Raw genomic sequence first — 24,639 nt, 5'->3', positions numbered from 1 at the left:
TTTATGATCGCCAAGCCGCTTGGCGGCTCACGGCGCTGGAACTTTGACTATGGACAATACCATCCTCGAAATGCGGAGCATCACCAAGACGTTCCCGGGCGTCAAGGCGCTGGAGAACGTGAACCTCAAGGTTCGCAAGGGTGAAATTCACGCATTGGTCGGCGAAAACGGGGCCGGCAAATCGACCCTGATGAAAGTCCTATCGGGCGTCTACCCCACCGGAAGTTATGACGGCGACATCGTCTATGAAGGCGAGACGCGCAACTTCAAGGTCCTGAAGGATTCCGAAGAAATCGGCATCGTCATCATTCACCAGGAACTGGCGCTGGTGCCGTTGCTGTCGATCGGCGAGAACATCTTCCTCGGCAACGAGAATGCCAAGAGCGGCGTCATCAGCTGGGACGAGACGTTCAATCGCACCAAGCAGCTGCTCAAGAAGGTCGGCCTGTCGGAATCTCCGAACACGCTGGTGACCGACATCGGCGTCGGCAAGCAGCAGCTCGTCGAGATCGCCAAGGCGCTGTCGAAGAGTGTCAAGCTGCTCATTCTCGACGAGCCCACCGCCTCGCTCAACGAAAGCGATTCCGACGCGCTGCTGACGCTGCTGATGGAATTCCGCAAGCAGGGCATCACCTCGATCATCATTTCCCACAAGCTGAACGAAATCCGCAAGGTCGCCGACCAGATCACCGTTCTGCGCGACGGCATGACGGTCAAGACGCTTGACTGTCATGCGGACGAGATCAGCGAAGACATCATCATCCGCAACATGGTCGGCCGCGATCTCGAAGACCGCTACCCCCCGCGTTCGGTGCCGATCGGCGAAACCATTCTCGAAGTGAAGAACTGGAACGCCTATCACCAGCATCACCGCGACCGCCAGGTCCTGCACAATATCAACGTCACCGTCCGCAAGGGCGAAGTCGTCGGCATCGCCGGTCTGATGGGGGCGGGGCGCACCGAATTCGCCATGAGCCTGTTCGGCAAATCCTACGGGCACAAAGTATCCGGCGAAGTGCTGATGCACGGCAAGCCGGTCGATGTCAGCACCGTGCGCCGGGCGATCGATTCCGGTCTCGCCTATGTCACCGAAGACCGCAAGCAGCTCGGCCTGGTGCTCAACGACACGATCCTGCACAATACGACGCTGGTCAATCTGAAGGCGGTGTCGAATGCATCGGTCATCGACAGCGTCAAGGAATCCCGGGTCGCTACCGACTATCGCTCGAAGCTGCGCATCCGCTCTTCCAGCATCTTCCAGGAAACGGTCAATCTTTCCGGCGGCAACCAGCAGAAGGTGGTGCTGTCGAAGTGGCTGTTCTCCAATCCCGATGTTTTGATCCTCGACGAGCCGACGCGCGGTATCGATGTGGGTGCAAAATACGAAATCTATACTATCATCAATCAGCTCGCGGCTGACGGCAAAGCCGTTCTGATGATCTCGTCGGAAATGCCGGAACTTCTGGGCACCTGCGACCGCATCTACGTCATGAATGAAGGGCGTATCGTTGCGGAACTGCCGAAGGGAGAAGCGAGCCAGGAAACCATCATGCGCGCCATCATGCGCTCAGGAGAGAAGAAACAATGACGCCGATCAACCAACCCATCGCTGAGCAAGGGCGCGTCGTCTCGATCGGAGACTACGTTCGCGGCAACATCCGGGAATACGGCATGTTCATCGCGCTGATCGCGATCATGGTGTTCTTTCAGATTTCGACCGGCGGCGTTCTCTTCAGGCCGCTCAACCTGACCAACATCATCCTGCAGAACTCGTTCATCGTCATCATGGCGCTCGGCATGCTGCTGGTCATCGTCGCCGGCCATATCGATCTTTCGGTCGGTTCCGTCGTCGGTTTCATCGGCGCCATCGCCGGGGTGATGACCGTGCAATGGCACACCAACTATGTCCTGGCGGGTGTCGTATGCCTTGCCATGGGTGCGCTCGTCGGCGGCGTCCAGGGTTATTTCGTCGCCTATCACAAGATCCCGTCCTTCATCGTCACGCTCGCCGGCATGCTGGTCTTCCGCGGGCTGACGCTGTTCGTGATGACCGCATCGGGGACCGGCACCAGCATCGGTCCGTTCCCGCCGGAGTTCCAGCTGATCAGCATCGGCTTCCTGCCGAACCTGTTCGATATGGGCGGCATCAACTCGACCTCGATCATTCTGACCGTGATCGGCGCCGTCGCGCTCTTCTATCTCGCATGGCGCAAGCGGCTGTCGAACGAGAAGCATGGCAATGACGTCGAGCCCTTGGGCTTCTTCCTCGCCCAGAACGCCCTCGTCACCATCGCCATTCTGGCGCTCGGCTACCAGCTGTCGATCTATCGCGGCTTCCCGAACGTGCTGGTCGTCATGCTGGCCCTGGTCGCGGCCTACGCCTTTATTACCCGTCGCACCACGATCGGCCGCCGCATCTACGCCATGGGCGGCAATGAGAAGGCGACCAAGCTTTCCGGTATCAACACCGAGCGGCTGACCTTCCTGACCTTCGCCAATATGGGCCTGCTGGCTGGTCTCGCCGGCCTGATCGTGGCGCTGCGCCTCAATTCGGCGACGGCCAAGGGCGGCTTCGGCCTCGAACTCGACGTCATTGCCGCCTGCTTCATCGGCGGCGCGTCGGCCCAGGGCGGCGTCGGCAAGGTGACCGGTGCGGTCATCGGCGCCTTGATCATGGGCATCATGAACAACGGCATGTCGATCCACGGCCTCGGCACCGACTCGCAGCAGATGGTCAAGGGCGCGGTGCTTCTCGCCGCCGTGTTCTTCGACGTCTACAACAAGAACAAGGGCTGAGCGCTCAAGCGCAGCCCCGCATTCGCAGTCATATGAGTGATCAATTCCGGCTCTTGATGGAGCCGGACAGGCGGAGCTTTTCCTGGTCTTCGCCGGAACGAGAAGGATCGAAGTCGTGCTTATTTCCCAGATCAAGGGTGCCAACGGAGAGATCGTCGTCGCCGTGCGCGAGCAGGGCGGCGCTGCAAGATCGGTGAAGAATGCCGGCAGCGTCTATGCGCTGGCGATGGAAGCCGCCGACGGCGGCAAGTCGCTTGCTTCAGTCATCGAGGCGCATGGTTACGGTGATGCCGTCGATCTTGAGAAGGTCTATGCGGAAGGCCGCTTCCTGCCGCCGATCACCCATCCGGACGCTGCCCACCTGCATCTGACCGGCACTGGTCTCACGCATCTCGGCTCCGCCGCCACCCGTGATTCCATGCACAAGAAGACCAGCGAGGCGGCCGAGGAAACGCTGACCGACTCGATGAAGATGTTCAAGATGGGCCTTGAGAACGGCAAGCCGAAGGCTGGCGAAAAGGGTGTGCAGCCCGAATGGTTCTACAAGGGCAACGGCTACGGCGCTGCCGCCCCGGGCGCGCCGCTCGTCTCGCCCTCTTTCGCGCTCGATGGTGGCGAAGAGCCTGAAATGGCTGGCATTTACGTGATCGCCAAGGACGGCTCGCCATTCCGCATCGGCTTCGCTTTGTCGAACGAGTTTTCGGACCACGTCACCGAGCGGATCAACTACCTCTATCTGGCCCACTCGAAACTGCGCCCCGCCGCCTATGGTCCGGAAATCCGCATCGGCGCCGCCCCGGACGACATCCGCGGCACCTCGCGCATCAAGCGCGGCGACAAGGTGATCTTCGAAAAGCCCTTCCTGTCGGGCGAGGCGAACATGTCGCACACCTTCGCCAATCTCGAATATCACCATTTCAAATACGGCATCTTCCGTGTTCCGGGCGATGTCCATGTCCATATGTTCGGCACGGCGACGCTCTCCTTCGCCGACGGCATCAAGGCGGAAGAGGGTGATGTCTTCGAAATCGAAGTCGCCGAATTCGGCCTGCCGCTGCGCAATCCGCTGAAGGTGGCCGCCGAAGAAGAGATTGCCGTCAGGCAGCTCTAATTTCTCATAAACGGTAAAGGAGGCTCATTCAGCCCATGACCATTTATCAAAACCTGATCGCCGGCGAATGGGTCGGCACCAACGCGACGAAGAACATCAATCCGTCCGATACCAACGAAGTCGTCGGCCTCTATGCCGACGGCAGCGCCGAAGACACCAAAAACGCCATCGCCGCCGCCAGGGCCGCTTTCCCGGCCTGGTCGCGCTCCGGCATCTGGGAACGCCACGTCATCCTGAAGAAAGCCGGCGACGAGATCATGGCGCGCAAGGACGAGCTCGGCGCGCTGCTTGCCCGCGAAGAAGGCAAGACCCTGCCTGAGGCCACCGGCGAGGTCATCCGCGCTTCGCAGATCTTCGAATTTTTCGCAGGCGAGGCCCTGCGGCTGGCCGGCGAAGTCATCCCGTCGGTACGCCCGAACATCGGCGTCGAAATCACCCGCGAGGGCCTCGGCGTCATCGGTATCATCACGCCGTGGAACTTCCCGATCGCCATCCCGGCCTGGAAGATCGCGCCGGCGCTTTGCTACGGCAACACCGTCGTCTTCAAGCCGGCCGAACTGGTGCCCGCCTGTTCCTGGGCGATCGTCGACATCCTCAACCGCGCCGGCCTGCCGAAGGGCGTGTTGAACCTCGTCATGGGCAAGGGCTCGGTCGTCGGACAGGCGATGCTCGAAAGCCCCGACGTTCACGGCATCACCTTTACCGGCTCCACCGGCACCGGCCGGCGCGTCGCCGCCGCCTCGATCGAGCATAACCGCAAGTTCCAGCTGGAGATGGGCGGCAAAAACCCGATGGTCGTGCTCGACGACGCCGATCTGTCGGTCGCCGTCGAGGCCGCCGCCAATTCCGGCTTCTTCTCCACCGGCCAACGCTGCACCGCATCGTCGCGCCTGATCGTCACCGAAGGCATTCACGACAAGTTCGTCGCGGCGCTGACCGACAAGCTGAAGACGCTCGTCGTCGACAATGCGCTGAAAGCCGGCACGCATATCGGCCCCGTCGTCGACGAGCGGCAGCTGAAGACCGATACCGACTATATCGAGATCGGCAAGTCGGAAGGCGCCAAGCTCGCCTTCGGCGGCGAGGTGATTTCCCGCGACACGCCCGGCTTCTACCTGCAGCCGACGCTGTTTACCGAAGCGACCAACCAGATGCGTATTTCGCGCGAAGAGATCTTCGGACCTGTGGTCTCGGTGATCCGGGCGAAGGATTATGACGAGGCGCTCGCCATCGCCAACGACACGCCGTTCGGGCTTTCGGCCGGCATCGCGACGACCAGCCTGAAACATGCGACGCACTTCAAGCGCAATTCGGAAGCCGGCATGGTCATGGTCAACCTGCCGACCGCCGGCGTCGATTTCCACGTCCCCTTCGGCGGCCGCAAGGGCTCGTCCTACGGCCCGCGCGAGCAGGGCAAGTACGCCGCCGAATTCTACACAACCGTCAAGACCGCCTACACGCTGGCTTGAGACGAAGTGCGATAACCCTGATCGTACGAGGCGATCAGGGGGTATCCTGAAGGACAGAGACTATGAAGAAAAAAGCAGAATGGCCGCGCAGGCTGAGGTCGCAGGAATGGTACGGCGGCACGAGCCGCGACGTGATCTATCACCGCGGCTGGCTTAAGAACCAGGGATATCCCCACGACCTGTTCGATGGAAGGCCGGTAATCGGCATCCTCAACACCTGGTCGGATATGACCCCGTGCAACGGTCATCTGAGAGAGCTCGCCGAGAAGGTGAAGGCGGGCGTCTGGGAGGCCGGCGGCTTCCCGCTCGAGGTGCCGGTATTTTCCGCATCCGAAAACACCTTCCGCCCCACCGCGATGATGTACCGCAACCTTGCCGCACTGGCGGTGGAAGAGGCGATCCGCGGCCAGCCGATGGATGGCTGTGTCTTGCTGGTCGGCTGCGACAAGACCACGCCGTCGCTTCTGATGGGGGCCGCCTCCTGCGACCTGCCGTCGATTGTCGTCACCGGCGGGCCGATGCTGAACGGCTATTTCCGCGGCGAACGCGTCGGCTCCGGTACGCATCTGTGGAAGTTCTCCGAAATGGTGAAGGCCGGCGAGATGACGCAGGCCGAGTTCCTCGAGGCGGAAGCCTCGATGAGCCGTTCGTCGGGCACCTGCAACACGATGGGCACCGCCTCGACTATGGCCTCGATGGCCGAAGCGCTCGGCATGGCGCTCTCAGGCAATGCCGCGATCCCTGGCGTCGATTCCCGCCGTAAGGTGATGGCGCAACTGACCGGCCGCCGCATCGTGCAGATGGTCAAGGACGATCTGAAGCCCTCCGAGATCATGACGAAACAGGCTTTCGAAAACGCCATCCGCACCAATGCGGCGATCGGCGGATCGACGAATGCCGTCATCCACCTGCTTGCGATTGCCGGCCGCGTCGGCATCGATCTGTCGCTCGACGACTGGGACCGCTGCGGCCGCGACGTTCCCACAATCGTCAACCTGATGCCGTCGGGCAAGTACCTGATGGAAGAGTTCTTCTATGCCGGCGGTCTACCGGTGGTGCTGAAGCGCCTCGGCGAAGCGGGCCTGCTGCACAAGGATGCGCTGACGGTCTCCGGCGAAACTGTCTGGGACGAGGTCAAGGACGTCGTCAACTGGAACGAGGATGTCATCCTGCCCGCTGAAAAGGCGCTGACCTCTTCGGGCGGCATCGTTGTGCTGCGCGGCAATCTGGCGCCGAAGGGCGCGGTGCTGAAGCCATCGGCGGCCTCGCCGCATCTCCTGGTGCACAAGGGCAGGGCAGTCGTGTTCGAGGACATCGACGATTACAAGGCCAAGATCAACGACGACAATCTCGACATCGACGAAAACTGCATCATGGTCATGAAGAACTGTGGGCCGAAGGGTTATCCAGGGATGGCCGAAGTCGGCAACATGGGACTGCCGCCGAAGGTGCTGAAGAAGGGCATCCTCGACATGGTGCGCATTTCCGACGCCCGCATGTCCGGAACCGCCTACGGCACCGTCGTGCTGCACACCTCGCCGGAAGCGGCGGTCGGCGGGCCGCTTGCGGTCGTGAAGAATGGCGACATGATCGAGCTCGATGTGCCGAACCGTCGTCTGCATCTCGACATTTCCGACGAGGAACTGGCGCGCCGGCTGGCCGAATGGCAGCCGAACCACGACCTGCCGACATCAGGTTATGCCTTCCTGCATCAGCAGCATGTCGAAGGGGCCGATACCGGCGCCGACCTCGACTTCCTCAAGGGATGTCGCGGAAACGCGGTTGGCAAGGACAGCCACTAACCGGGTGCATCCGAAATTGATCGTTGATGAGGCGGGGCAAAACCCCGCCTTTTCTGTCCGCCGTTCGCGCGGAATGGCGCGCTCAGGCGCTCGAGACTGCCGTGCGCCGGAAAGTGGCAATGCAGGCGGATCGAAGTGCGATCCGCTGCAGGCAATTATTTTTGCGTAAGCCTGCTCGACCGGCCAGGCCTGTTACATGGCCGATCGGAGCAGAGCGCTTCGAAGACGTCGGCAACCGCGACGATCGTGCGTCGATGTGGATTGCGTCGCTGGACAGGCCTTTGGGATAGCCGGTTTCCGTCCAGCGGGTCGAAGGGCTTGGCCAAAAAATCCGTGGCGCCGGCCTCCAGCGCTTCCAACCGAACCGACCATTTTGCCTGCGACGTGAACCGCACCCGACGCGCGACGAAACGGCCAGCCGAGACGCTTCGGGGAGGGGGTCAAAGGAAATTCGCTCTGACATCAGAGACGAAAGCGCCGGGTAAAAACGGCCAGTCGAGGCACTGGTGAAAAAACCAGCACGTTTCCAACCAGTACGGCGCAGAGCCCGAGAGCCGCCAATGGACCGAGCTGATAACCTTCGAAAAACATCGAAATCGTCAGGGCAACGATGGGAAAGAGGACGGTCATATAAGCGGCTTTGGCTGCTCCCAGCCGATTAACGACGGTGAGATAGGTGGTAAACCCGATTACGGAGCCGAAAATTGCGAGATAAAGGAGAGAGCCGACATAGGACGCTGAAGGATCGAAGGTAAATTCAACACCCCGAATGGCGGCGAATGCCGAGACGATGCCCGCACCGTAGAGCATTCCATATGCGTTTACCGAAGTCACCGACAATCCGTGCTTCCTGTTGCGTACGGACACCAGGTTGCCGACCGAAAAGAACCATGTCCCGAGGAGGGCGAGCATCACGCCGATCACCACGTTGCGGTCGAATGCGGCGGCGGCAGCTTCATTCCAGAAAAGGCAGACAATGCCGGCAACGCCGAAGGCCGCGCCCAGGAGAATGCGCGCCGACGGCCTCTGGCCAAATGCGACCATGCCATTGGCAAGATTGAAGATTGTCGCAGCTGAAAAGATCACCGAAACAATGCCGCTCGGCACCAAGGTTTCGGCGATATAGAAACAAAGAAAATTACAGGAAAAGAGACAGATCGACTGCAGGACCACATAGGGATGATGACGCAAGGGAATGGGCTGAAGCCTCTTCGCAACCGTCAGGCCTACAAATAATATCACGCCGGCGAGGGCGAAGCGGTAGGCGATCGACGCTTCAATCGGAACGACGCCAAGCTGGTTCTTGATGGCGATCCAGGTGGTGCCCCAGATCAGCACGGTTAAAGCATAGCAGAGGCCGGTCATGGTCTTTCACTCCGTCAACGACAATGGGAGGATCGATATCGAGCCGAACAGCCAGGTCTATGCCGCAGACCGTGGAGGCATTGTATATTCTTGGGTTTTTTGCCTTTGGCCCTATTGATCGGCTGCGCCGTCCCATTCAAACTCGTGAGACGAGGCCCCGATGGATCATGGAACAGCAACACCGTCTGACAGTTAAAGAAGCGCTCTCAAGATCCGGCGCATGCCTGCAGCGCTCCGGCTCGGTCGACCGGGGACTGTCGCTTGCGGAGTGGACCAACCGCGCAGGAGAAGCGTTCTACGAGCGCCCCGATCATCACACGCTGAGCATCTATCTTGACGGCGGCGAAAGGGTCATTCGCGAGGATAAGCGGCTATCGGGCGGAGCACCGGGCAAGCTTTGCCTCTTGCCGGCCGAACACAAAAGCCAATGGCATATTGGCGGGCCACTGAGGATGTTTCATCTTTACGTCGATCCCGAGCTCCTCGCTTATGAAGCGCTGACGTCGTTCGACATCGACCCGAGGCATATCGATCTGATGGATCTGACGTTTTGTGATGATCCGGCGATGGCGATGATTGTCCGGGGAGGGGTTTTGCCTTTGAACTGGCAGGAAAAGAGCGACCGTGTCGCTCTCGATGCGGTTTGTAGGCTTCTCATTCATCGGATCTTGAAATCGCACAATCGGCAGGCGCGGCAGGAGGCCGTGCGCGGAGGGCTTTCACCCTCGGTGCGTCGATTACATCGACGCCAACCTCGAGCAGGCGCTGACGCTTGATCGGCTGGCACGGGAAGCCGGCTTGAGCACCTTTCATTTTGCCAAGATGTTTCGCGTCAGCTTCGGCATGCCTCCGCATCGCTACGTGGCGGCGCGGCGGATCGAGCAAGCAGAAAGGCTCCTTCGCAACCGCGAAAACAGCCTTGCAACCGTTGCCTCCGCCTGCGGCTTCGGGTCACAAAGCCATTTTTCCAAAGCTTTTAAAGCGACCACCGGCGTGCCGCCAGGGGAGTGGCGAAGCCTGCCGTGAGACAGGGCGCCCGCTCCCGCTAGCGAGAGTTCTTGTCTGCCATCCACGGAGAAATGAGAGCCCTCGAATGGCGGGGGATTGTCAGCAGGCGCTCCTTGGCAAGACCATCGCGCGCGCCTTGAGCGAGGCCTTGAAGGATGGCAGCGTAAAGGTCCGACAGTTCCTGAACGGGTGTATCATCCCGAAGTCTGCCGCCGCGCACATCTTCGGTCAGGCGCTCGGCAATCTGCTTCGACCGTCCCTGCCGCAGCTCTTTCAGGGTCTGCTCTATTTCGATCCCGTTCGGCGCATTGCTCGCCACGGAGTTCACGACAAAGCAGCCATGCGGCCTATTCGCGCGGGTGAACAGTTCCACCGCCGCCTCCAACATGGCTTCGATGCCGCCGGCGGCGTCGGGCGCGCTTTTCAGTGCTGCCGGCAGGTCGTCCGCATAAGCTGTGTGATAATGCTGCACGGCCTCGGCGAACAGCGCTTCCTTCGATCCGAATGCTGCGTAGATGCTCGGCGAGTTGATCCCCATTGCCTCGACAAGATCGTTCATCGATGTCGCCGCAAAGCCGTTCTGCCAGAACGCCATCAGCGCCCGGTCCAGTGCCTGCGCGCGGTCGAAATTCCTTGGTCGCCCTCGTTCAGCCATGGGTGCCTCATTCTGTGTCGAGCGACATATAAATCTCTAGACAGGGTCGGTGCAATAACCTATTTCTGTGCTGATTGACACATAAATAGGTGAGCCATGGCCAGCTTAGAGTTTTCCGGCAAGACAGCCCTTATCACCGGCGCCGGCAGCGGCATCGGGCGCAGCATCGCGATTGCCTTCGCCAATTCCGGGGCCAGGGTGGTGTTGGCCGGGCGACGGCAGGAGGAACTGGAAGAGACCGCGCGCCTCATCCGCGAGGGGAGTGGTGAAGCGTTCGCCGTTTCAGCCGATGTGACCTATGAGCGGTCGGTCGGCGCCTTGGTCGACCAGGTAGGACCGTTGCATGTTGCTGTGAACGCCGCCGGTATCGTGCTCAGCGGCGCGGTCGACGAAATGGCGGCTGAAGCCTTCGCCCATGTCTTTGATGTCAACGTGACCGGGCTTTGGCTGTCGATGAAGCACGAAATCCGGGTCATGAAGGCGACGGGCGGCGGCGCGATCATCAACATCGGCTCGAATATCGGCGCGCGGATCGTGCGCCCCACCATGGGCGCCTATGCCGCCTCAAAGGCTGCCGTCAGCAGCTTGACGCGCACGGCGGCGCTGGAAGCCATTCCGCATGGCGTCCGCATCAACTGTCTTTGCCCGGGGCCGGTGGATACACCCCTTTCCATCCGTCCCGGTGAGGATCGAGCGGCGCGTGACGCTCGCGTCGCCGCCACCAATCCTTCCAAACGGGTGGCAACGACCGACGAGGTTGCCGCTGCAGCGCTTTGGCTCGCATCCACAGCCGCCTCCTATATCGTCGGTCAGGATATCGTCATCGACGGCGGCGCCTCAGTGTGATCATCAACACCGGCGACAATTCACCGCCGAAAAAAATGCCGCTCCACTGCCGATATCGTCGACGCTTTCGTCCATGATTTGCAAAAGCGCCGGGGCTGAGGGATATCGCGCCCGCGACGGCTGTTCACGCCAGAAATAAGCCGGCGGCGCCTGCAAGTGTCGCTATGCCGGTCGTGATCGCCAGTCGAACCGCATAACCAGTGCTTCCTGTCGTTGCCGCAAGACCGGTTTTCGCCAGAAGATTGGCAAAGGCGGCGACCGCTATCGCATGTGCGGCCGCGTCCGCAGGTACGGTCTGCGACGACAGCTTGGCGATGGAGAGGGTAATGGCATCGAGATCGCCGAGCCCCGTGATGAAAGCGACCGCGACGAGCGACTGGGTTCCAAAGACTGCCAAAGTTGCCCGCGTCACGATGGTCACGACGGCAAGCAGAAGCGCGAAGCGGATGACGACCATCACTTCCAGCGGATTTCGAGGCGAAAAATCGGAACCGCCATCGGAGCGCCGCGACAATCCGGCGAGGCAACCGCCCACGGCAAGGATCGCGGCAGCCGGGCCGAGCGATGCCGCAAGCTCCTTCAGTATATCAGGCGCGATGACGCCGCAGATCAACAGCACCCGGCTGAGGGATACGGCTCCCGCCAGCATCGCTCCGGCCGAAAGCAGCGGCGAGAGGGCGGGCATCTGCGTCGACTGGCGGGCGAAGGAAAGCGTCAGCGCCGTCGACGAGACGATGCCGCCGCAGGCCCCGGTCAGCAATATCCCGGCCTTGGCGTCGCTGAGCCTGATCATGACGTAACCGGCGAATGAAACCGCACCGATCAGGATGGTCATCATCCAAAGCTCGAAAGGGTTGATCGTCTGCCAGGGATCGACCGCCTCGTCGGGTAGAATCGGAAGAATGACGACCGTCATCGTCAGCAGAATCAGCGCGGCCCGTAATTCGAGCCAGGTCAGTTTCCGGAGAAATCCATGCAGCGGCTCCCGCGCCGCCAGAAGCGCGGTGATCGCGACGGCACTCGCCGCAGTCGCCGTCATATCCGCAACGACGGCACCGAAGCCCAGCGCAAAGACCGTTATCGCGGCGATGGTGCCGGTCGCGCTGTAATCTTTCTCCCGTGCTGCCTGCATGCCGCTGAAGACGAGCACTGTGATACAGAAGAACACGAAGATGGCCGTCGGCAGGATCGGTCCTGTGATCGGCTGCAGAAAACCGCAAAAGCCGCCGAGGAAGCTCGACAGGCCATAGGTGCGGATGCCCGCCACTCTCTTGCCCGGCGCAGCCTCGCGTTCGCGCCATCCGCGCTCGATCCCGACGAGGATGCCGATCGCAAGCGCCAGGCTGAGACGTTGGAATGCGTCCGTCATCACCAATGAAGTCATCATCCGAAGATCCAGACATTGTCAGCCAGGCCGTCTTCGCGGGAGCTTCTGCCCAATATGCCACGACGACGGTGTATTCCGCTCTGCTTGTTTCTGAAATCCAACCACGGCCATGCGGCCCGGTCATTGCGACGGATCAACGTTGGCTGCGTTCGCCTGATGCGAGCCGGGATGCTTCTCGTTGAGCCATGTCCATGCGTGATACCCGACAGGTGTTGGCGGCGGATATCGGGCCTCAATAGGCTGTCCGAATTCCGCATCGTCTGGCGGCGTGACGTGCTGGTGAAACGGCGCGGCCGAGGCCAATCCATCTGCAGGAGATCGCCGCCGCGCGATGGATAGGCCCAGCCATGGCCCTTCGAGGGGGAAAGGCCGGATGTCGCCAGCAGTTGAGCACATAGATATCAGCCCTGGAAGACCGTCGAAATCCGGTGCGCGCATGCAAGGGAGCCGAGATTTGGATCTCGCTCTTCCGAGCGGCCGATGCCGCTTAGCTCTGGCTCTGGCTTTGCATCTGGCCGCCATCCTCGACCTTCACGGTCACCGACAGCGTTTCACCCGGCGTGCCGATACGCATGCCCGAAATCGGGGCGGCGTCGCGGTAGCAGAGGCCGGAGGCAACGCGGACATAACGCGTATCCGGGCAGATCTCGTTGGCGGGATCGAAACCGACCCAACCGAGGCCGGGAATATGGGCTTCGGCCCAGGCATGGGTCGCCGCCTGCTCGACCTTTTCCTCCATCATCAGATAGCCCGAGACATAACGGGCCGGTACCTGCAGGGCGCGGGCGGCGGCAATGAAGATGTGGGCATGGTCCTGGCAGACGCCGCTCTTCCTTTCCAGCGCCTGTTCGGCCGTCGTCGCGGTGTTGCTGGTGCCGGGCTTATAGTCGACCGTCTCATGGATTGCTGCCATCAGCGCATGCATGCGGGCAAGTTCGTTATCGCCAGCGACCCCCTTGATCAGCTCCTTGACCAGCTTGCCGCCCTTGGTGAGCGGCGTTTCGCGCAGGAAGAGCCAAAGCGGGCAGAAGCCGGTATGCGGGCCGGTGACGCCGTTATTATCAGTCGTTTCGACCTCGCCTTCGGCGAAGATGCGCGTCAGGTGCTGTGCGCCTTCCAGCGAGACCAGGTTGACGTGATTGCCGTACTGGTCGTCATATTCCACCTCGGGCTTGGCGCCCTCGACGTTCAGCGACCAGCCGAGCACCTTCTGGGCGGCTGTTGTCGGCGGCGTCAGCCTGAGGCGCTGCAGCGAGAACTGCGCCGGTTCGTCGTAGCGGTATTCGGTGAGGTGGCTGATTTTCAGTCTCATGTTCTGATCCGCTTAAACGTAGAACCGGTAGCCGTCGGAAATTTCCGCGCCGAGCTGGTTGTTGCGCGAGACGAAATCCTCCAGGAACTCGTGCAGGCCCTGATCCATGATGTCGCGAATCGCCCGCGTCTGCAGCGTGGTGCGGATTGCATCGGCGGTATCGTGGGCAGGCAGCCGCGCCTCGTAATCCTGGGCGAGATAGCCGAGATTGCTGACGATCTTCTCGTAGCAATAGGCGAGCGAACGCGGCATCTGCACGTTCAGCGTCAGGAAGTCGGCGATGTTCATCGCCCGGTATTCGCCGTCATAGGCCCAGCTATAGGCACGGTGGGCGGAGACCGAGCGCAGGATCGATTCCCACTGGACGTTGTCGAGCGAGGAGCCGACGGCCGAGACCGAAGGCAGCAGCACGTAATATTTCACGTCGAGAATACGGCTGGTATTGTCTGCCCGCTCGATGAAGGTGCCGATGCGGGCGAAATTATAGAGTTCATTGCGCAGCGTCGAGCCATGGAAGGCGCCGCGGATGAGACCGGCGCGGCGCTTGATGGTGTCGATGACTTCAGGCATTTCGGCCGGCTTGACGCGCTTTTCGAGCAGCGACTTCAGGTCGATCCAGCATTCGTTGGTCGCTTCCCAGGTCTCTCGCGTCAGCGCAGTGCGCACCATACGGGCATTGTTGCGGCCGGACTCGATGCAGGACATGACGCTCGACGGGTTGGCGCGATCGCGCAGGAGATAGTCGATCGCATCGGCATTGGTCAGCTTCGTGTGGCCCTCGTCATAGGCTTCGCGAACGCCGGCACTTTGCAGCACGCCATCCCAGTTGTCGTCGCCGGCACTGCTGCGGGTCAGCGACATGCGCAGCCCGGCATCGACAAGGCGGGCGATATTTTCGGCGCGCTCGATGTACCGGAACATCCAGTAGAGGCCGTTTGCGGTTCTTCCGAGCATCAGTCCTCCAATACCCAGGTGTCTTTGGTGCCGCCGCCTTGGCTGGAATTGACCACCAGCGAGCCCTGCTTCAACGCCACGCGGGTGAGCCCGCCCGGAATGATCTGAACCTTGTCCGACACGAGCACATAGGGACGCAGGTCGACATGGCGCGGCGCAATGCCCTTGTTGACGAGGATTGGCACGGTGGAGAGCGACAGCGTCGGCTGGGCGATATAATTGTTCGGCTTGGCCTTCAGCTTCTCGGCAAAATCGGCGCGCTCCTTCTTCGAGGCCGTCGGTCCCACAAGCATGCCGTAGCCGCCGGAGCCGTGCACTTCCTTGACGACCAATTCCTCAAGATGCTCCAGCACGTATTTCAGGCTTGATGTCTCCGAACAGCGCCAGGTCGGCACGTTTTCGAGCAGCGCCTTGCTGCCGGTGTAGAATTCGACGATCTCCGGCATATAGGAATAGATCGCCTTGTCGTCGCAAATGCCGGTGCCGGGCGCGTTGGCGATGGTGATGTTGCCGGAGCGGTAGACATCCATGATGCCGGGAATGCCGAGTGCGGAATCGGCCCGGAAGGTCAGCGGATCGAGGAAATCGTCGTCGACGCGGCGGTAGAGCACGTCGATCGCCTCGTAACCGCGGGTCGTCCGCATCTTCACTTTGCCGTCGATGACGCGCAGATCCGAGCCTTCGACCAGTTCGACGCCCATCATGTCGGCGAGGAAGGAATGCTCGTAATAGGCCGAATTGTAGATGCCGGGGGTCAGCACCGCGACGCGCGGCTTGCCGCTGCAGCCGGGAGGGGCGAGCGAAGCAAGGCTCTGGCGCAAGAGATAGGGATAGTCTTCGACGCGCTGCACCTTGTTCTCATGGAAGAGTTCCGGGAACATTTGCATCATGGTTTCCCGGTTTTCCAGCATGTAGCTGACGCCGGAAGGCGTGCGGGCATTATCCTCCAGCACGTAGAACTGGTCCTCGCCGGTGCGCACGATGTCGGTGCCGACGATATGGGTGTAGACGCCGCCCGGCGGGCGGAAGCCGATCATCTCAGGGATGAAGGTGACGTTGTTCTCGATCAGCTCGCGCGGGACGCGGCCGGCGCGGATGATCTCCTGCTTGTGGTAGATATCGTCCAAGAAGGCGTTGAGCGCGATCACCCGCTGCTCGATGCCCTGGGCGAGCCTGCGCCATTCGCGGGCGGAGATGATGCGCGGGATGATGTCGAAGGGGATGAGCTTTTCGGAGCTATCGGCATGGCCGTAGACCGCGAAAGTGATGCCGGTCTTCCGGAAGATGTTTTCCGCATCGCGGGATTTGGCAATCAGATGCGACCGGTCTTGGCTGTTGTACCACTCAAAATATTTTTCATAAGGCGGGCGAGGACTTTCGTCCCCGGTAATCATTTCATCAAATGCCAAAGGTGCGTGCTCCCCTTTTTTGTTCATTTGAATACAACGCAAATTGCAATGCAAGAACCATGCGCAGTTCGAGGAAAAGATTTTGCGTTGCGGGAAACAGGGGAATCCGGGCGGTGGAAGCGAGGTGGCGGATGGCTGCTCCGCGAAGGCTGCGCAAAATTTGGGCAGGTGATGGTTTTTCGTTCGGCGAGTTTGTGGGAGCGCGGCCTTCCCACTTGCTCCCTCATTCCTGTGCTCGTCACAGGAATCTAGCCGACGCGCGTCGGCGCGGCGAATGACTTCTACGGTGAAGTGAGTCTCCTGCGCCCAAGGACTTGGGCGCGCTGGATCCCTGTGACGAGCACAGGGATGAGGGTGGGCGGGGGATGTGTCGGCGATCCTTCTTGGCCATGGCATGGCGTCGAGATGTCGATAGGCTCGTCCACCAAAAGTATCATCTTCAGCATGTCCGTCGTCCCACCATCAGCGAAATTTCAAATAAGCATCAACGCTTCGCCTTTGACTGTGACCGCCCGGTGCCGCTATCAGCACGGCGAACTCTTTTCTCCCGAGCAGCCTCATGTCCCTCGACCGCCTTGCCCCGGCTCTTTTCGTTCTGCTCTGGTCCACAGGCTGGGTGGTGGCGAAATATGCGGCGCTGCATTCCGAGCCCTTCACCTTTCTTTCGATACGCTACGGGCTGTCGGCTTTGGCATTCCTGGCGCTCTGCGTGGTGATGCGGGCGCAATGGCCGACAAGCCGGACGACCTGGCTGCGCGCCATCTATTCCGGCTTTTTCCTGCATGGTTTTTATCTCGCTGGCCTGTGGTGGGCGATCGCCAATGGCGTGCCGGCCGGCATATCGGGGATCATCGCGGCGCTGCAGCCGTTGTTGACGGCGATGGCGGCTCCCTTTCTGGTCGGCGAGCGGTTGCAGCAGACGCAGAAGCTCGGCCTTGCCTTCGGCTTCATCGGCATTGCCATCGCCATTTCGCCGAAGCTCGTCGATCCGGCGACATCAGATCTCACGCATGCCGCCCTGCCGCTGGCGATCAACCTCATCGCCATGGGATCGGTCACCTACGGCACGCTCTATCAGAAGAAACACCTGCAATCCGGCGACCTCAGGACCATCGCGACGCTGCAATATGTCGGGGCGCTGATCCTCACCCTGCCGCTGTCGCTGATCTTCGAGCACCAGCATTTCGATGGTGCCGCACGGGCCTATGCCGCGCTCGCCTGGTCGGTCTTCGGCCTGTCGATGGGCGGTGTCGGGCTGCTGCTCTATCTCATCCGCCGGGGGCAGGTCTCGCGTGCGGCTTCGCTGATCTATCTGATGCCGCCGGCCGTCGCGCTCGAGGCCTTCATCGCCTTCGGGGAGCCACTGACCCTGCCGTTGATTGTGGGCACGGCGATCGTGGTCACGGGTGTCTACATGACAAACCGCAGGGTCGTTCAGCAGGTGCCCGCGAGCGTATAGGCCGCCGGCCGCGCCAAGGCCGCCGCCGGACGAGGAGCGTCTCTTCGTAGACGCAATCGGCGACGGCTACCGGTGCCGCTAAGAAAGTTTTCTTTCCCGACGACATTCCACTCTTGCCGCTAGAACAGGATGAGTTAAGGCCGGGTCGGCCTTAAATCTGAATCCTGTTCTAAATTAAAGAGTTAGAGCATGATGTCGCCCGAAAACCGCTCGCACTTTTCGGCAGCATGCTCTAGTCACCGAACCCCGGACGGAACGCATTGGAGGTCGCCGACGATTGCCGGTGACCTGTTATCCAGAGCATCTTCAGTTCGACTGTGCGTGATCCGCAGGTTGAAAGCAATGATCAGTTGCGGGGCTGCAGCAACGCCAAGGCAATCGTCGATGCAGCCAGGATCGCCGTCACAGTCAATGGTCCCACGGCGCCGTAGTGGTCGACGATATAGCCGCCAAAAACCGCGCCGATACTGATGGCCACCTGAAAAGAGACGACCATCAGGCTACCCGCCGCCTCCAGAGCGTCTGGGGCTGCGCGGGAAAGATTGGTCGGCAGCACGACCGGCGCCATTCCGAAGGCAAAGCCCCAAAGTGCGACGAGGGCGAACGCAATGCCGGTATGGGCGCCCCAAAGCACCAGAGCGAGCGCTGCAACCGTCATCAGCGCGGCGGTGACAGCGAGTGCCAGCCGGATACTGGCATCGGCCATTCGGCCACCGGCAACATTGCCGATCACGGAGGCGATGCCAAATCCGAGCAGTGCCAGGGCGATTGATCGGGTATCAAGGAGCGTTACCTGTTCGAGGAAAGGACGCACATAAACCGACCCGGCAAAATGCCCGGTCATCAGCAAAAGGATGGCAAGCATTCCCAGTTGAATGCCGCCCCGTCGTGTCAGCCGGAAAACATCAGCGATACTGTTGCTTGTGCTTGCAGGAAGCGTCGGCAAGCTGATCAGTTGCAGCAGCATGGCAAGCGCGGCAAGCCCGGCTGTCATCGCCATGGCGCTGCGCCATCCCAGCCAATCGCTGATCAAAGCACCCATTGATGGTGCAGCTATCGTGGCGAGCGAAACGCCGAGGGTGACGATAGCCATGCCCCGACCTGTCGCATTAGCGCCGACCAGCCTCGCCACGACGGCTACTGAAAGCGCCCAAAAGCCGCTCAGCGCGATGCCCAACCCGGCCCGGCCCACCAACAACAGCCAAAAATCAGTCGCCAATGATGCCAGAACATTGGAGCCGATCGCCAGCGCGCTGAGGCTGACCAGCACGGTTTTGCGGTTCAGTCGGCCGATGAGGACGTTGCTCAATAAGGCCGCCACGGCGCCGACAGAAGCGGTGGCGGTGACGACTTGTCCGGCCGTTCCCTCGGAAATGCCGAGATCGCGCGCCATCGGCGTCAACAGGCCCGCCGGCAGGAACTCAGCGGACACCAGCGCAAAGCTGGTGGCTGCCATCGAAACAACGGCAAACCAGGTCGCCGTGTTCCACGCGGATGGTTCATCCGTCTCCAGGCCAATTGCGATCCCGTCGAACTGTGATGTTGAGTCCGTCATTGAACTATCTCCTATGTTCGGAGATTTGATAGACGAAGTTTTCAGGATGATATGTGTCTTAAAATCCGAAATCTATATCCATTCGTCCGGAACTTGTGCGGCGCACAATCCCGGGTGAAACGTTGGTGACGCGTTTGAAGGCGCGCGCGAAAGACGCCTCGGACTCATAGCCCAGCCGGGAAGCAACTTCCGCGATCGACATGCCGCTTTGACCCAACAAATCGCGGGCAAGCTGCATACGCAGACGGACGAGGTAATGTGCCGCGCCTTCACCCAAGATAGCGCTGAAGCGTTCGGCGAAGATCGAGCGCGACTGGCCAGCCACACCAGCGAGGCTTTCGAGGGTCCAGTTATGGCCGGGGTCCCGGTGCATGGCCGCCAATACACGACCGATATGAGGATCCCGGATGGCGGCGAGCCAGCCGGTGGTCGAAGCTCCGCTGCAATTGACCCAGCAGCGGATAAGCCGCGCCGCGAGCAAGTCCGCCATTCGCGATAGCACGGTCGCGCTTCCCATTTGGGGCTGTGTCGCTTCCGCCGACATGGCGGCCAGAAGGGGGCCAACGATCGGGTCATTGCCGGCCACATCGCAGCCCTTGATGATTGGCGGCATCAGAGCGATCAAGGGGTGAAGCGCATGCGCGCCCAAAGCCATGGAACCACAGAAGAGGGTGCTATTCGCCCCCATTCCCTCCCGCACGACATCGCAGACATTGCTTCCCACCCTTGTTATCTGACAGCTTTTAAGCGAATCTCCTTCAACATCCGGCGCGCTGGCTAACCGATGTGCGATGCCTTGAGGCAGCAGAACCAGATCGCCATCGTTTAACTCCTGCCATCCTTCGACTTCGGTATGGATCCAGCACGGACCTTGGCTGACGAAGTGGAAATGAAGCAGCTGTTGTTGCGGAAAGGCGATGCTCCATGGATGCCTGAGCTCGCAGCGGCCATAGTTGACCCCGCTCAAGCGAAAGTCTTGCAGGACTTCGCTCAGGGCATCCATTGGGATAGTTGACGGCGACAACGGCCGGGACGGATGGTCAAGCATTTAGCCAATTTAGGTCTCAAGCGTCCGACATTCAAGCGGATGTGCCCGTCTCGATGTACGGGCGAAGGACCGGCTGGGCCCCGGACTGCCGTTGCGATGTTGCCACCACAAAGAGAGAAAGGCCGGAGCACCTGTCAGATGCTCCGGCCTCCCAACGTATAAGACCGGAGATATTCGGCCTTTCCTTTAAATCAATCGGCGCTCAGGCGCGTTCGCGACGTTGGCCACCGCCATTGCGGGAGCCGGAGCCGCCGCGGCCGTTGCCGCCATTGCCCTCGCGGCGCGGTTCGCCGCCCTGGGTCTGCTGCGGGCCGCGGTCTTCGCCATGCTTGCGGGCCGGGCGGCCGTGGGCGTGGCGGCCGTTGCCGCGGTGATGACCGCTCGGCTCGCCATTGGCATGATGGCTATTAGGACCGCCATGGGCAGGACGCTGCGGCTTTGCCGAGGGGCGGAAGTCGGAGGTCGAGACCAGGTCGTTGTCGGGGCCGAGATTGGGGGTGGCTTCACCGCGGCGCTGGCCGCGGAAATCCTCGTTGCGGCTTGTGCGTTCGGGACGCGGGCGGCGCTCCTGGCGGCTGCCGCGATGCTCCGAGCGGTTCTGATCGCCACGGCCTTCGCCGCGACCCTGGCCTTCGCGACCCTGGCCGCCACCGCGATTGCGGTTGTTGCCATTGCCGTTGCCGCGGCGGGGGCCGGCGCTGCCGATATTGGCCGGCGCTTCGCCGCTTGCGACTGCGATGTCGATGCCCATCAGGCGCTCGATATCGCGCAACAGCTTGGCTTCGTCGGGGGCGCAGAAGGCGATCGCGATGCCGTCGCGGCCGGCGCGCGCCGTGCGGCCGATGCGATGGACATAGGCGTCGGGCACTTCGGGCAGGTCGTAGTTATAGACATGGCTGACGGCCGGGATGTCGATGCCGCGGGCGGCAACGTCGGTGGCGATCAGCGTCTTGATGCTGCCGTCGCGGAAGGCTTTCAGCGCCCGCTCGCGCTGGCCCTGGCTCTTGTTGCCGTGGATCGAGGCGACGGAATAGCCGATATTGTCGAGATGCTTCATCAGCTTCTCGGCGCCGTGCTTGGTGCGCAGGAAGACGATGGCGCGGCCATCGGGATTTTCGGTCAGCGACTTGCGCAGCAGTTCCGTCTTGTCGTTCTTGCCGGCGACGAAATGGACATACTGCTCGACCTTGTCGGCAGCCTTGCCGGGCGGAGTGACTTCGACCTTGACCGGATCGACGAGATATTCGCCGGCGAGATCGGCGATCGTCTTCGGCATGGTGGCCGAAAACAGCATGGTCTGGCGCTTTTTCGGCACCAGCTTGGCGATTTTGCGCAGATCGTGCACGAAGCCGAGATCAAGCATCTGATCGGCTTCGTCGAGCACGAGATAACGCACCGTGGTCAGGGTGATGGCGCGGCGATTGACGAGATCGAGCAGGCGGCCCGGCGTTGCGACCAGGACATCGGTGCCCTTTTCGAGCTGCAGCTGCTGCTTGTTGATCGAGACGCCGCCGACGACGACATTGACGCGCAGGTGCGACTTGCGGATGAACTTCTTCAGATTGTCGGCGATCTGGTTCACCAGTTCGCGGGTCGGCGCCAGGATCAGCGTCCGCGTCGTGCGGTTGTCGGGGCGGCGCTCGTCGGCAAGCAGCTTTTCGATGAGCGGCAGGCCGAAGGCGGCGGTCTTGCCGGTGCCGGTCTGGGCAAGGCCGATCAGGTCTCGGCCCTGGAGGAGAAGGGGGATGGCCTGTTCCTGGATCGGCGTCGGCGTTTCGATGCCGAGCTGGAACAAGGTGGCGACGATCGGCTTGGAGACACCAAGCGATTCAAAATTAGTCAAGGCATAACCTTTCGGGGCGCCACAACGACTATCGCCGGAGCGCACCATGCGATCCGGTTTCATTCTGGCGTCAAGAACCCCGCGTGAAGTGGGAACTTGTGAGTTGGAAAAAGCTTTCCAGCGCTTCTGGCCGCTCATGGGAGTGCGGCGCTCTATCGAAATGCGCTTTTGTCCCTTCTTCCTGCGTCCGTATTTTTTAGCAGGGGCACGCTCACGCGGCGGCCGGAAGGGTGAAAGCTGGGCTGCATTTGGGCTAGTTCGCGCGGAAAGTCAAGTGCAGTGCACAAGAAAGCCTCCGGTAGAACTTAGTCGGGCATCACGAGCAAGAAGCTTTGAGATGCGCTTTCCCAGCCGTTGACGAGGATGGCGATGCGGTGCTCGCCGGGGTAATAGCGCCGGGTGGTGATCGGCCGCAGGGCGTGGCGGCGCTCGATTGCGTGGCTTTGCCCGGGTGCGAGCATGATCGTCTTGCATTTGAAGATCTTGGGCGAGAGCGAGCCGTCGGCCTTCACGTGGTGGATGGCGTAGTCGATCATCAGCGATTGCGCGGTCTCGCCGGCATTGTTGACGTGGATTTCGAAATCCAACCCCTCGCCGAACGTGACCTCGCCGTTCAGGAGGCGTAGTTCGCATGTCAGCGCCGTAGCCGCCCTAAAGCCGAAATTGGCGAGCGCTTGCGCATGACCCTTCTTCAGGAGCGTGCGCGAAGCATGTTTCAGCATTCGGCGCCGCTCGGGCGACGCCCCCTCGATACTGCTGGCGATGAAGGCTGCGACCAGATCCGGGTGATCCTTGGCGATGTCGTTCAGACTGTTGGCAACGGAGCGGCGGACATAATCTTCCGGATCGTCGATCAGCGCGGTCAGGATCGGCAGGATCGGCGCGGGGTCTTTCACAAGTTGCGGCAGGCGCATGGCCCAAGGCAGGCGCGGCCGCGTTCCCTCGCTCGCCAGCCGGCGCACGTGCCGATCAGGGTCGCCGACCCAGCGGGAGATGATGGCGAGCGCGCGCTGCTGGTCGCGGTGGATGAATTGGCGGATACCGAATTCGGCGGTGAAATGCGGCGTCAGCGCCTTCAGCAGATCGAGGCCGAGATCGAAATGATCGGGGCCGCGGGCCGCGATGAACTGGTTGACCGGCAGCAGCATCCAGCCGGAAAGCCCGGGCCTGCCTGAGACAGGCAGGCTCGCCTTCAGGATGGCGGCGGCCTTGGTAAAATCATCGGGAAGCGTGGCAAACAGCGCGTCGCGGATCAGGGCCGAGCGCTCCATCAGCTCCAGCGCCCCGAGGCCATCGGTCGCCAGCGCCACGAAACGGCTCGTGTCGAAGGTGGGCGCATTGGCGGCGATGCGATCGGCCATGTCGGCGACCAGCGCCTGATGCAGCAGATTCTTGAGTGGTTCCGGCATGTTTATACCTCTCACGACTCCTAGCGTATCGGCGCTGTCGATTTCCTGGGAATGAGTGTTGGAGCCGAGATCCGAATACGGTCGTCAGCGAGACGGTCAGTACCCGCAAGAAGATCGAGGGCGTTTGAGGCAATTTGGTCGAGCGGCACCCGCAACGTCGTGAGCGGCGTGGGGAGGTGGCAGACGATCGGAATGTCGTTGTAACCGACGACCGAGATGTCCTGGGGCACGGAAAGGCCGAGTTTCGTCAGTCCCGACAAGGCTCCGATGGCGGTATTGTCGTTGACGGCGAAAACAGCGGTCGGGCGAGGAGTGAGAGTCATCAGTGTCTCGACAGCGAGAGCGCCCGATTCGATGCCGAATGTCGAGGGAACGATGTAGGAGGGATCTGTATTCAATCCAGCTTCTTCGAGAGCCTGCTTGAACCCTTCGACTCGGCCCCGAGCGCTGGAAGCATAGGATGGGCCGGCGATGATCCCAATTCTGCGATGGCCTAGATCGAGCAGATGGCGGGCCGCGAGATAACCGCCAAGCCTGTCGTCGCCAACCGAAGAGAGGCTGTGACCATCGGTTCGAAGAGCAAGGACATACGGGACGCCGCGTTTTGCCAACTCGTCCGGAAAGTCGTCGTCCTCCCGGGCCGTTGAAAGAATCAGTCCATCGACACCGCGTTTCAGAAGAGACTCGGCGGCCAGCCGATCTGCCTTCGGCTTGTCGTCGGTGGTGGCGACGATCGCGAAGCGGCCGGTACGACTACAGGCTTTGGCCAGGGCTTCGTAAAGCATGGCCATGACCGTGTCCGTCAGCCTGGGCACGATCACCCCGACCGTCATGGTGTTGCCGCGCCTGAGGCTTGCTGCAGAAACGTCCCTGACATACCCAAGCTCTTCGGCCACCCTGCGCACCCGACGCGCGGTCTCGCTGTCTGAGCGTGGAAGCCGTTCGTCAAGTAGGCGCGATACGGTCGACTTGGAGACGCCGGCTGCGGCAGCCACGTCGTGAATGTTGACGCGGATCTGGCCGGGAATTTCGTCTGCCTTTGAATTCATTGAGCCTTTTCCACTAGAGTCGGGCAATCCGCCCCCGTTTCCGAAGATGCACTAAAAAAGACATTGACTCCAGCAGTTTCGAGAACGATATTGGGAACGTTCCCGCTAACGATCCTATTGCCGGTCGCTGATGTACGCGATCGCATAGAGGAGGAGATCAAG

The 24,639-nt window shown here is 61.3% G+C and carries 20 protein-coding genes and 1 pseudogene; 9 read left to right on the top strand and 12 right to left on the bottom strand.

The features are described 5' to 3' along the window. Positions 1-49: 49 nt before the first annotated feature. From mmsA to araD, 5 genes are all read left to right on the top strand, one after another. Entirely contained in the window at positions 50-1,588 is a 1,539-nt protein-coding gene (gene mmsA / locus OS035_RS21670) for a multiple monosaccharide ABC transporter ATP-binding protein (RefSeq protein WP_064840274.1), read from the top strand. Further along, entirely contained in the window at positions 1,585-2,796 is a 1,212-nt protein-coding gene (mmsB, locus tag OS035_RS21665) for a multiple monosaccharide ABC transporter permease (protein ID WP_097626481.1), read from the top strand. Before mmsA ends, mmsB begins: the two co-directional genes overlap by 4 nt. A 115-nt stretch (positions 2,797-2,911) precedes the next feature. Beyond that, entirely contained in the window at positions 2,912-3,907 is a 996-nt protein-coding gene (gene araD1, locus OS035_RS21660) for an AraD1 family protein (RefSeq protein WP_183777559.1), read from the top strand. A 35-nt stretch (positions 3,908-3,942) separates the two neighbouring features. Next, positions 3,943-5,376 (top strand): aldehyde dehydrogenase family protein, encoded by a 1,434-nt coding sequence (locus tag OS035_RS21655; RefSeq protein ID WP_097626484.1) that lies wholly within the window; start codon positions 3,943-3,945, stop codon positions 5,374-5,376. A gap of 62 nt (positions 5,377-5,438) precedes the next feature. After that, positions 5,439-7,178: an L-arabinonate dehydratase gene (gene araD / locus OS035_RS21650; RefSeq protein WP_097626486.1), complete on the top strand. Its 1,740-nt coding sequence runs from the start codon at positions 5,439-5,441 to the stop codon at positions 7,176-7,178. An 82-nt stretch (positions 7,179-7,260) separates the two neighbouring features. On the opposite strand, the pseudogene OS035_RS21645 reads toward araD, so the two are convergent. Next, positions 7,261-7,485, bottom strand: a pseudogene (locus OS035_RS21645) (HD-GYP domain-containing protein); the annotation flags it as partial. A gap of 155 nt (positions 7,486-7,640) precedes the next feature. Then, positions 7,641-8,543, bottom strand: a complete 903-nt coding sequence (locus OS035_RS21640; RefSeq protein ID WP_097626488.1) for a DMT family transporter — start codon at positions 8,541-8,543, stop codon at positions 7,641-7,643. Positions 8,544-8,602: 59 nt separating this feature from the next. On the opposite strand from OS035_RS21640, the gene OS035_RS21635 reads away from it, so the two are divergent. Together OS035_RS21635 and OS035_RS21630 are read left to right on the top strand one after the other, a co-directional pair. After that, positions 8,603-9,319, top strand: coding sequence for a hypothetical protein (locus OS035_RS21635; RefSeq protein ID WP_331814066.1), 717 nt, complete (start codon positions 8,603-8,605; stop codon positions 9,317-9,319). Between the two features lie 22 nt (positions 9,320-9,341). Then, positions 9,342-9,569 (top strand): helix-turn-helix transcriptional regulator, encoded by a 228-nt coding sequence (locus OS035_RS21630; protein ID WP_331814065.1) that lies wholly within the window; start codon positions 9,342-9,344, stop codon positions 9,567-9,569. Positions 9,570-9,588: 19 nt separating this feature from the next. Here the strand turns inward: OS035_RS21630 and OS035_RS21625 are convergent, their stop codons facing one another. Then, positions 9,589-10,206 carry a TetR/AcrR family transcriptional regulator gene (locus tag OS035_RS21625; protein ID WP_097626492.1) on the bottom strand — a complete coding sequence of 206 codons (618 nt, stop codon included), beginning with the start codon at positions 10,204-10,206 and terminating at the stop codon, positions 9,589-9,591. Positions 10,207-10,302: 96 nt separating this feature from the next. Here OS035_RS21625 and OS035_RS21620 point away from each other — a divergent pair, with 96 nt between their 5' ends. Then, positions 10,303-11,052, top strand: coding sequence for an SDR family NAD(P)-dependent oxidoreductase (locus OS035_RS21620; RefSeq protein WP_097626494.1), 750 nt, complete (start codon positions 10,303-10,305; stop codon positions 11,050-11,052). A 124-nt stretch (positions 11,053-11,176) separates the two neighbouring features. Here OS035_RS21620 and OS035_RS21615 read toward each other — a convergent pair whose 3' ends face one another. The 4 genes from OS035_RS21615 to OS035_RS21600 form a co-directional block, all read right to left on the bottom strand. Beyond that, entirely contained in the window at positions 11,177-12,439 is a 1,263-nt protein-coding gene (locus tag OS035_RS21615; protein WP_183777560.1) for an MgtC/SapB family protein, read from the bottom strand. A 487-nt stretch (positions 12,440-12,926) separates the two neighbouring features. Next, a complete protein-coding gene (locus tag OS035_RS21610; protein WP_097626498.1) occupies positions 12,927-13,751 on the bottom strand; it encodes a transglutaminase family protein in 825 nt (274 codons plus the stop codon). Between the two features lie 12 nt (positions 13,752-13,763). Continuing rightward, a complete protein-coding gene (locus OS035_RS21605) occupies positions 13,764-14,705 on the bottom strand; it encodes an alpha-E domain-containing protein (RefSeq protein ID WP_097626500.1) in 942 nt (313 codons plus the stop codon). Beyond that, complete coding sequence (locus tag OS035_RS21600) at positions 14,705-16,114, bottom strand: circularly permuted type 2 ATP-grasp protein (protein ID WP_183777561.1); 1,410 nt, start codon at positions 16,112-16,114, stop codon at positions 14,705-14,707. The genes OS035_RS21605 and OS035_RS21600 overlap by 1 nt, the downstream gene beginning before the upstream one ends. Before the next feature lie 559 nt (positions 16,115-16,673). On the opposite strand from OS035_RS21600, the gene OS035_RS21595 reads away from it, so the two are divergent. Beyond that, positions 16,674-17,573 carry a DMT family transporter gene (locus OS035_RS21595; RefSeq protein ID WP_183777562.1) on the top strand — a complete coding sequence of 300 codons (900 nt, stop codon included), beginning with the start codon at positions 16,674-16,676 and terminating at the stop codon, positions 17,571-17,573. A gap of 346 nt (positions 17,574-17,919) precedes the next feature. On the opposite strand, the gene OS035_RS21590 is transcribed toward OS035_RS21595, so the two are convergent. The 5 genes from OS035_RS21590 to OS035_RS21570 all read right to left on the bottom strand — a co-directional run bounded on the left by OS035_RS21590 (position 17,920) and on the right by OS035_RS21570 (position 24,477). Then, positions 17,920-19,128, bottom strand: a complete 1,209-nt coding sequence (locus tag OS035_RS21590) for an MFS transporter (RefSeq protein WP_097626506.1) — start codon at positions 19,126-19,128, stop codon at positions 17,920-17,922. 58 nt (positions 19,129-19,186) lie between these two features. Continuing rightward, entirely contained in the window at positions 19,187-20,176 is a 990-nt protein-coding gene (locus tag OS035_RS21585; RefSeq protein WP_331814064.1) for an AraC family transcriptional regulator, read from the bottom strand. A gap of 202 nt (positions 20,177-20,378) precedes the next feature. Beyond that, complete coding sequence (locus OS035_RS21580; protein WP_097626508.1) at positions 20,379-22,067, bottom strand: DEAD/DEAH box helicase; 1,689 nt, start codon at positions 22,065-22,067, stop codon at positions 20,379-20,381. A 257-nt stretch (positions 22,068-22,324) separates the two neighbouring features. After that, positions 22,325-23,428: a DNA alkylation repair protein gene (locus tag OS035_RS21575; protein ID WP_183777563.1), complete on the bottom strand. Its 1,104-nt coding sequence runs from the start codon at positions 23,426-23,428 to the stop codon at positions 22,325-22,327. 20 nt (positions 23,429-23,448) lie between these two features. Continuing rightward, positions 23,449-24,477, bottom strand: coding sequence for a LacI family DNA-binding transcriptional regulator (locus OS035_RS21570; RefSeq protein ID WP_097626510.1), 1,029 nt, complete (start codon positions 24,475-24,477; stop codon positions 23,449-23,451). Between the last annotated feature and the right edge of the window lie 162 nt (positions 24,478-24,639).

It is taken from the genome of Rhizobium sp. 268 (assembly GCF_036571585.1).
GTDB lineage: Bacteria > Pseudomonadota > Alphaproteobacteria > Rhizobiales > Rhizobiaceae > Rhizobium > Rhizobium redzepovicii.
Note: the sequence above shows the minus strand (reverse complement) of the source record. Positions and strands in the feature narration are given on the sequence as shown.

What these genes read in the sequence shown, in the direction of transcription:
- mmsA (WP_064840274.1), top strand. Translation starts at nt 50, where the DNA reads ATGGACAATACCATCCTCGAAATGCGGAGCATCACCAAGACGTTCCCG.
- mmsB (WP_097626481.1), top strand. Translation starts at nt 1,585, where the DNA reads ATGACGCCGATCAACCAACCCATCGCTGAGCAAGGGCGCGTCGTCTCG.
- OS035_RS21655 (WP_097626484.1), top strand. Translation starts at nt 3,943, where the DNA reads ATGACCATTTATCAAAACCTGATCGCCGGCGAATGGGTCGGCACCAAC.
- araD (WP_097626486.1), top strand. Translation starts at nt 5,439, where the DNA reads ATGAAGAAAAAAGCAGAATGGCCGCGCAGGCTGAGGTCGCAGGAATGG.
- OS035_RS21640 (WP_097626488.1), bottom strand. Translation starts at nt 8,543, where the DNA reads ATGACCGGCCTCTGCTATGCTTTAACCGTGCTGATCTGGGGCACCACC.
- OS035_RS21635 (WP_331814066.1), top strand. Translation starts at nt 8,603, where the DNA reads ATGCCGCAGACCGTGGAGGCATTGTATATTCTTGGGTTTTTTGCCTTT.
- OS035_RS21625 (WP_097626492.1), bottom strand. Translation starts at nt 10,206, where the DNA reads ATGGCTGAACGAGGGCGACCAAGGAATTTCGACCGCGCGCAGGCACTG.
- OS035_RS21620 (WP_097626494.1), top strand. Translation starts at nt 10,303, where the DNA reads ATGGCCAGCTTAGAGTTTTCCGGCAAGACAGCCCTTATCACCGGCGCC.
- OS035_RS21615 (WP_183777560.1), bottom strand. Translation starts at nt 12,439, where the DNA reads ATGATGACTTCATTGGTGATGACGGACGCATTCCAACGTCTCAGCCTG.
- OS035_RS21610 (WP_097626498.1), bottom strand. Translation starts at nt 13,751, where the DNA reads ATGAGACTGAAAATCAGCCACCTCACCGAATACCGCTACGACGAACCG.
- OS035_RS21605 (WP_097626500.1), bottom strand. Translation starts at nt 14,705, where the DNA reads ATGCTCGGAAGAACCGCAAACGGCCTCTACTGGATGTTCCGGTACATC.
- OS035_RS21595 (WP_183777562.1), top strand. Translation starts at nt 16,674, where the DNA reads ATGTCCCTCGACCGCCTTGCCCCGGCTCTTTTCGTTCTGCTCTGGTCC.
- OS035_RS21590 (WP_097626506.1), bottom strand. Translation starts at nt 19,128, where the DNA reads ATGACGGACTCAACATCACAGTTCGACGGGATCGCAATTGGCCTGGAG.
- OS035_RS21585 (WP_331814064.1), bottom strand. Translation starts at nt 20,176, where the DNA reads ATGCTTGACCATCCGTCCCGGCCGTTGTCGCCGTCAACTATCCCAATG.
- OS035_RS21580 (WP_097626508.1), bottom strand. Translation starts at nt 22,067, where the DNA reads ATGGTGCGCTCCGGCGATAGTCGTTGTGGCGCCCCGAAAGGTTATGCC.
- OS035_RS21575 (WP_183777563.1), bottom strand. Translation starts at nt 23,428, where the DNA reads ATGCCGGAACCACTCAAGAATCTGCTGCATCAGGCGCTGGTCGCCGAC.
- OS035_RS21570 (WP_097626510.1), bottom strand. Translation starts at nt 24,477, where the DNA reads ATGAATTCAAAGGCAGACGAAATTCCCGGCCAGATCCGCGTCAACATT.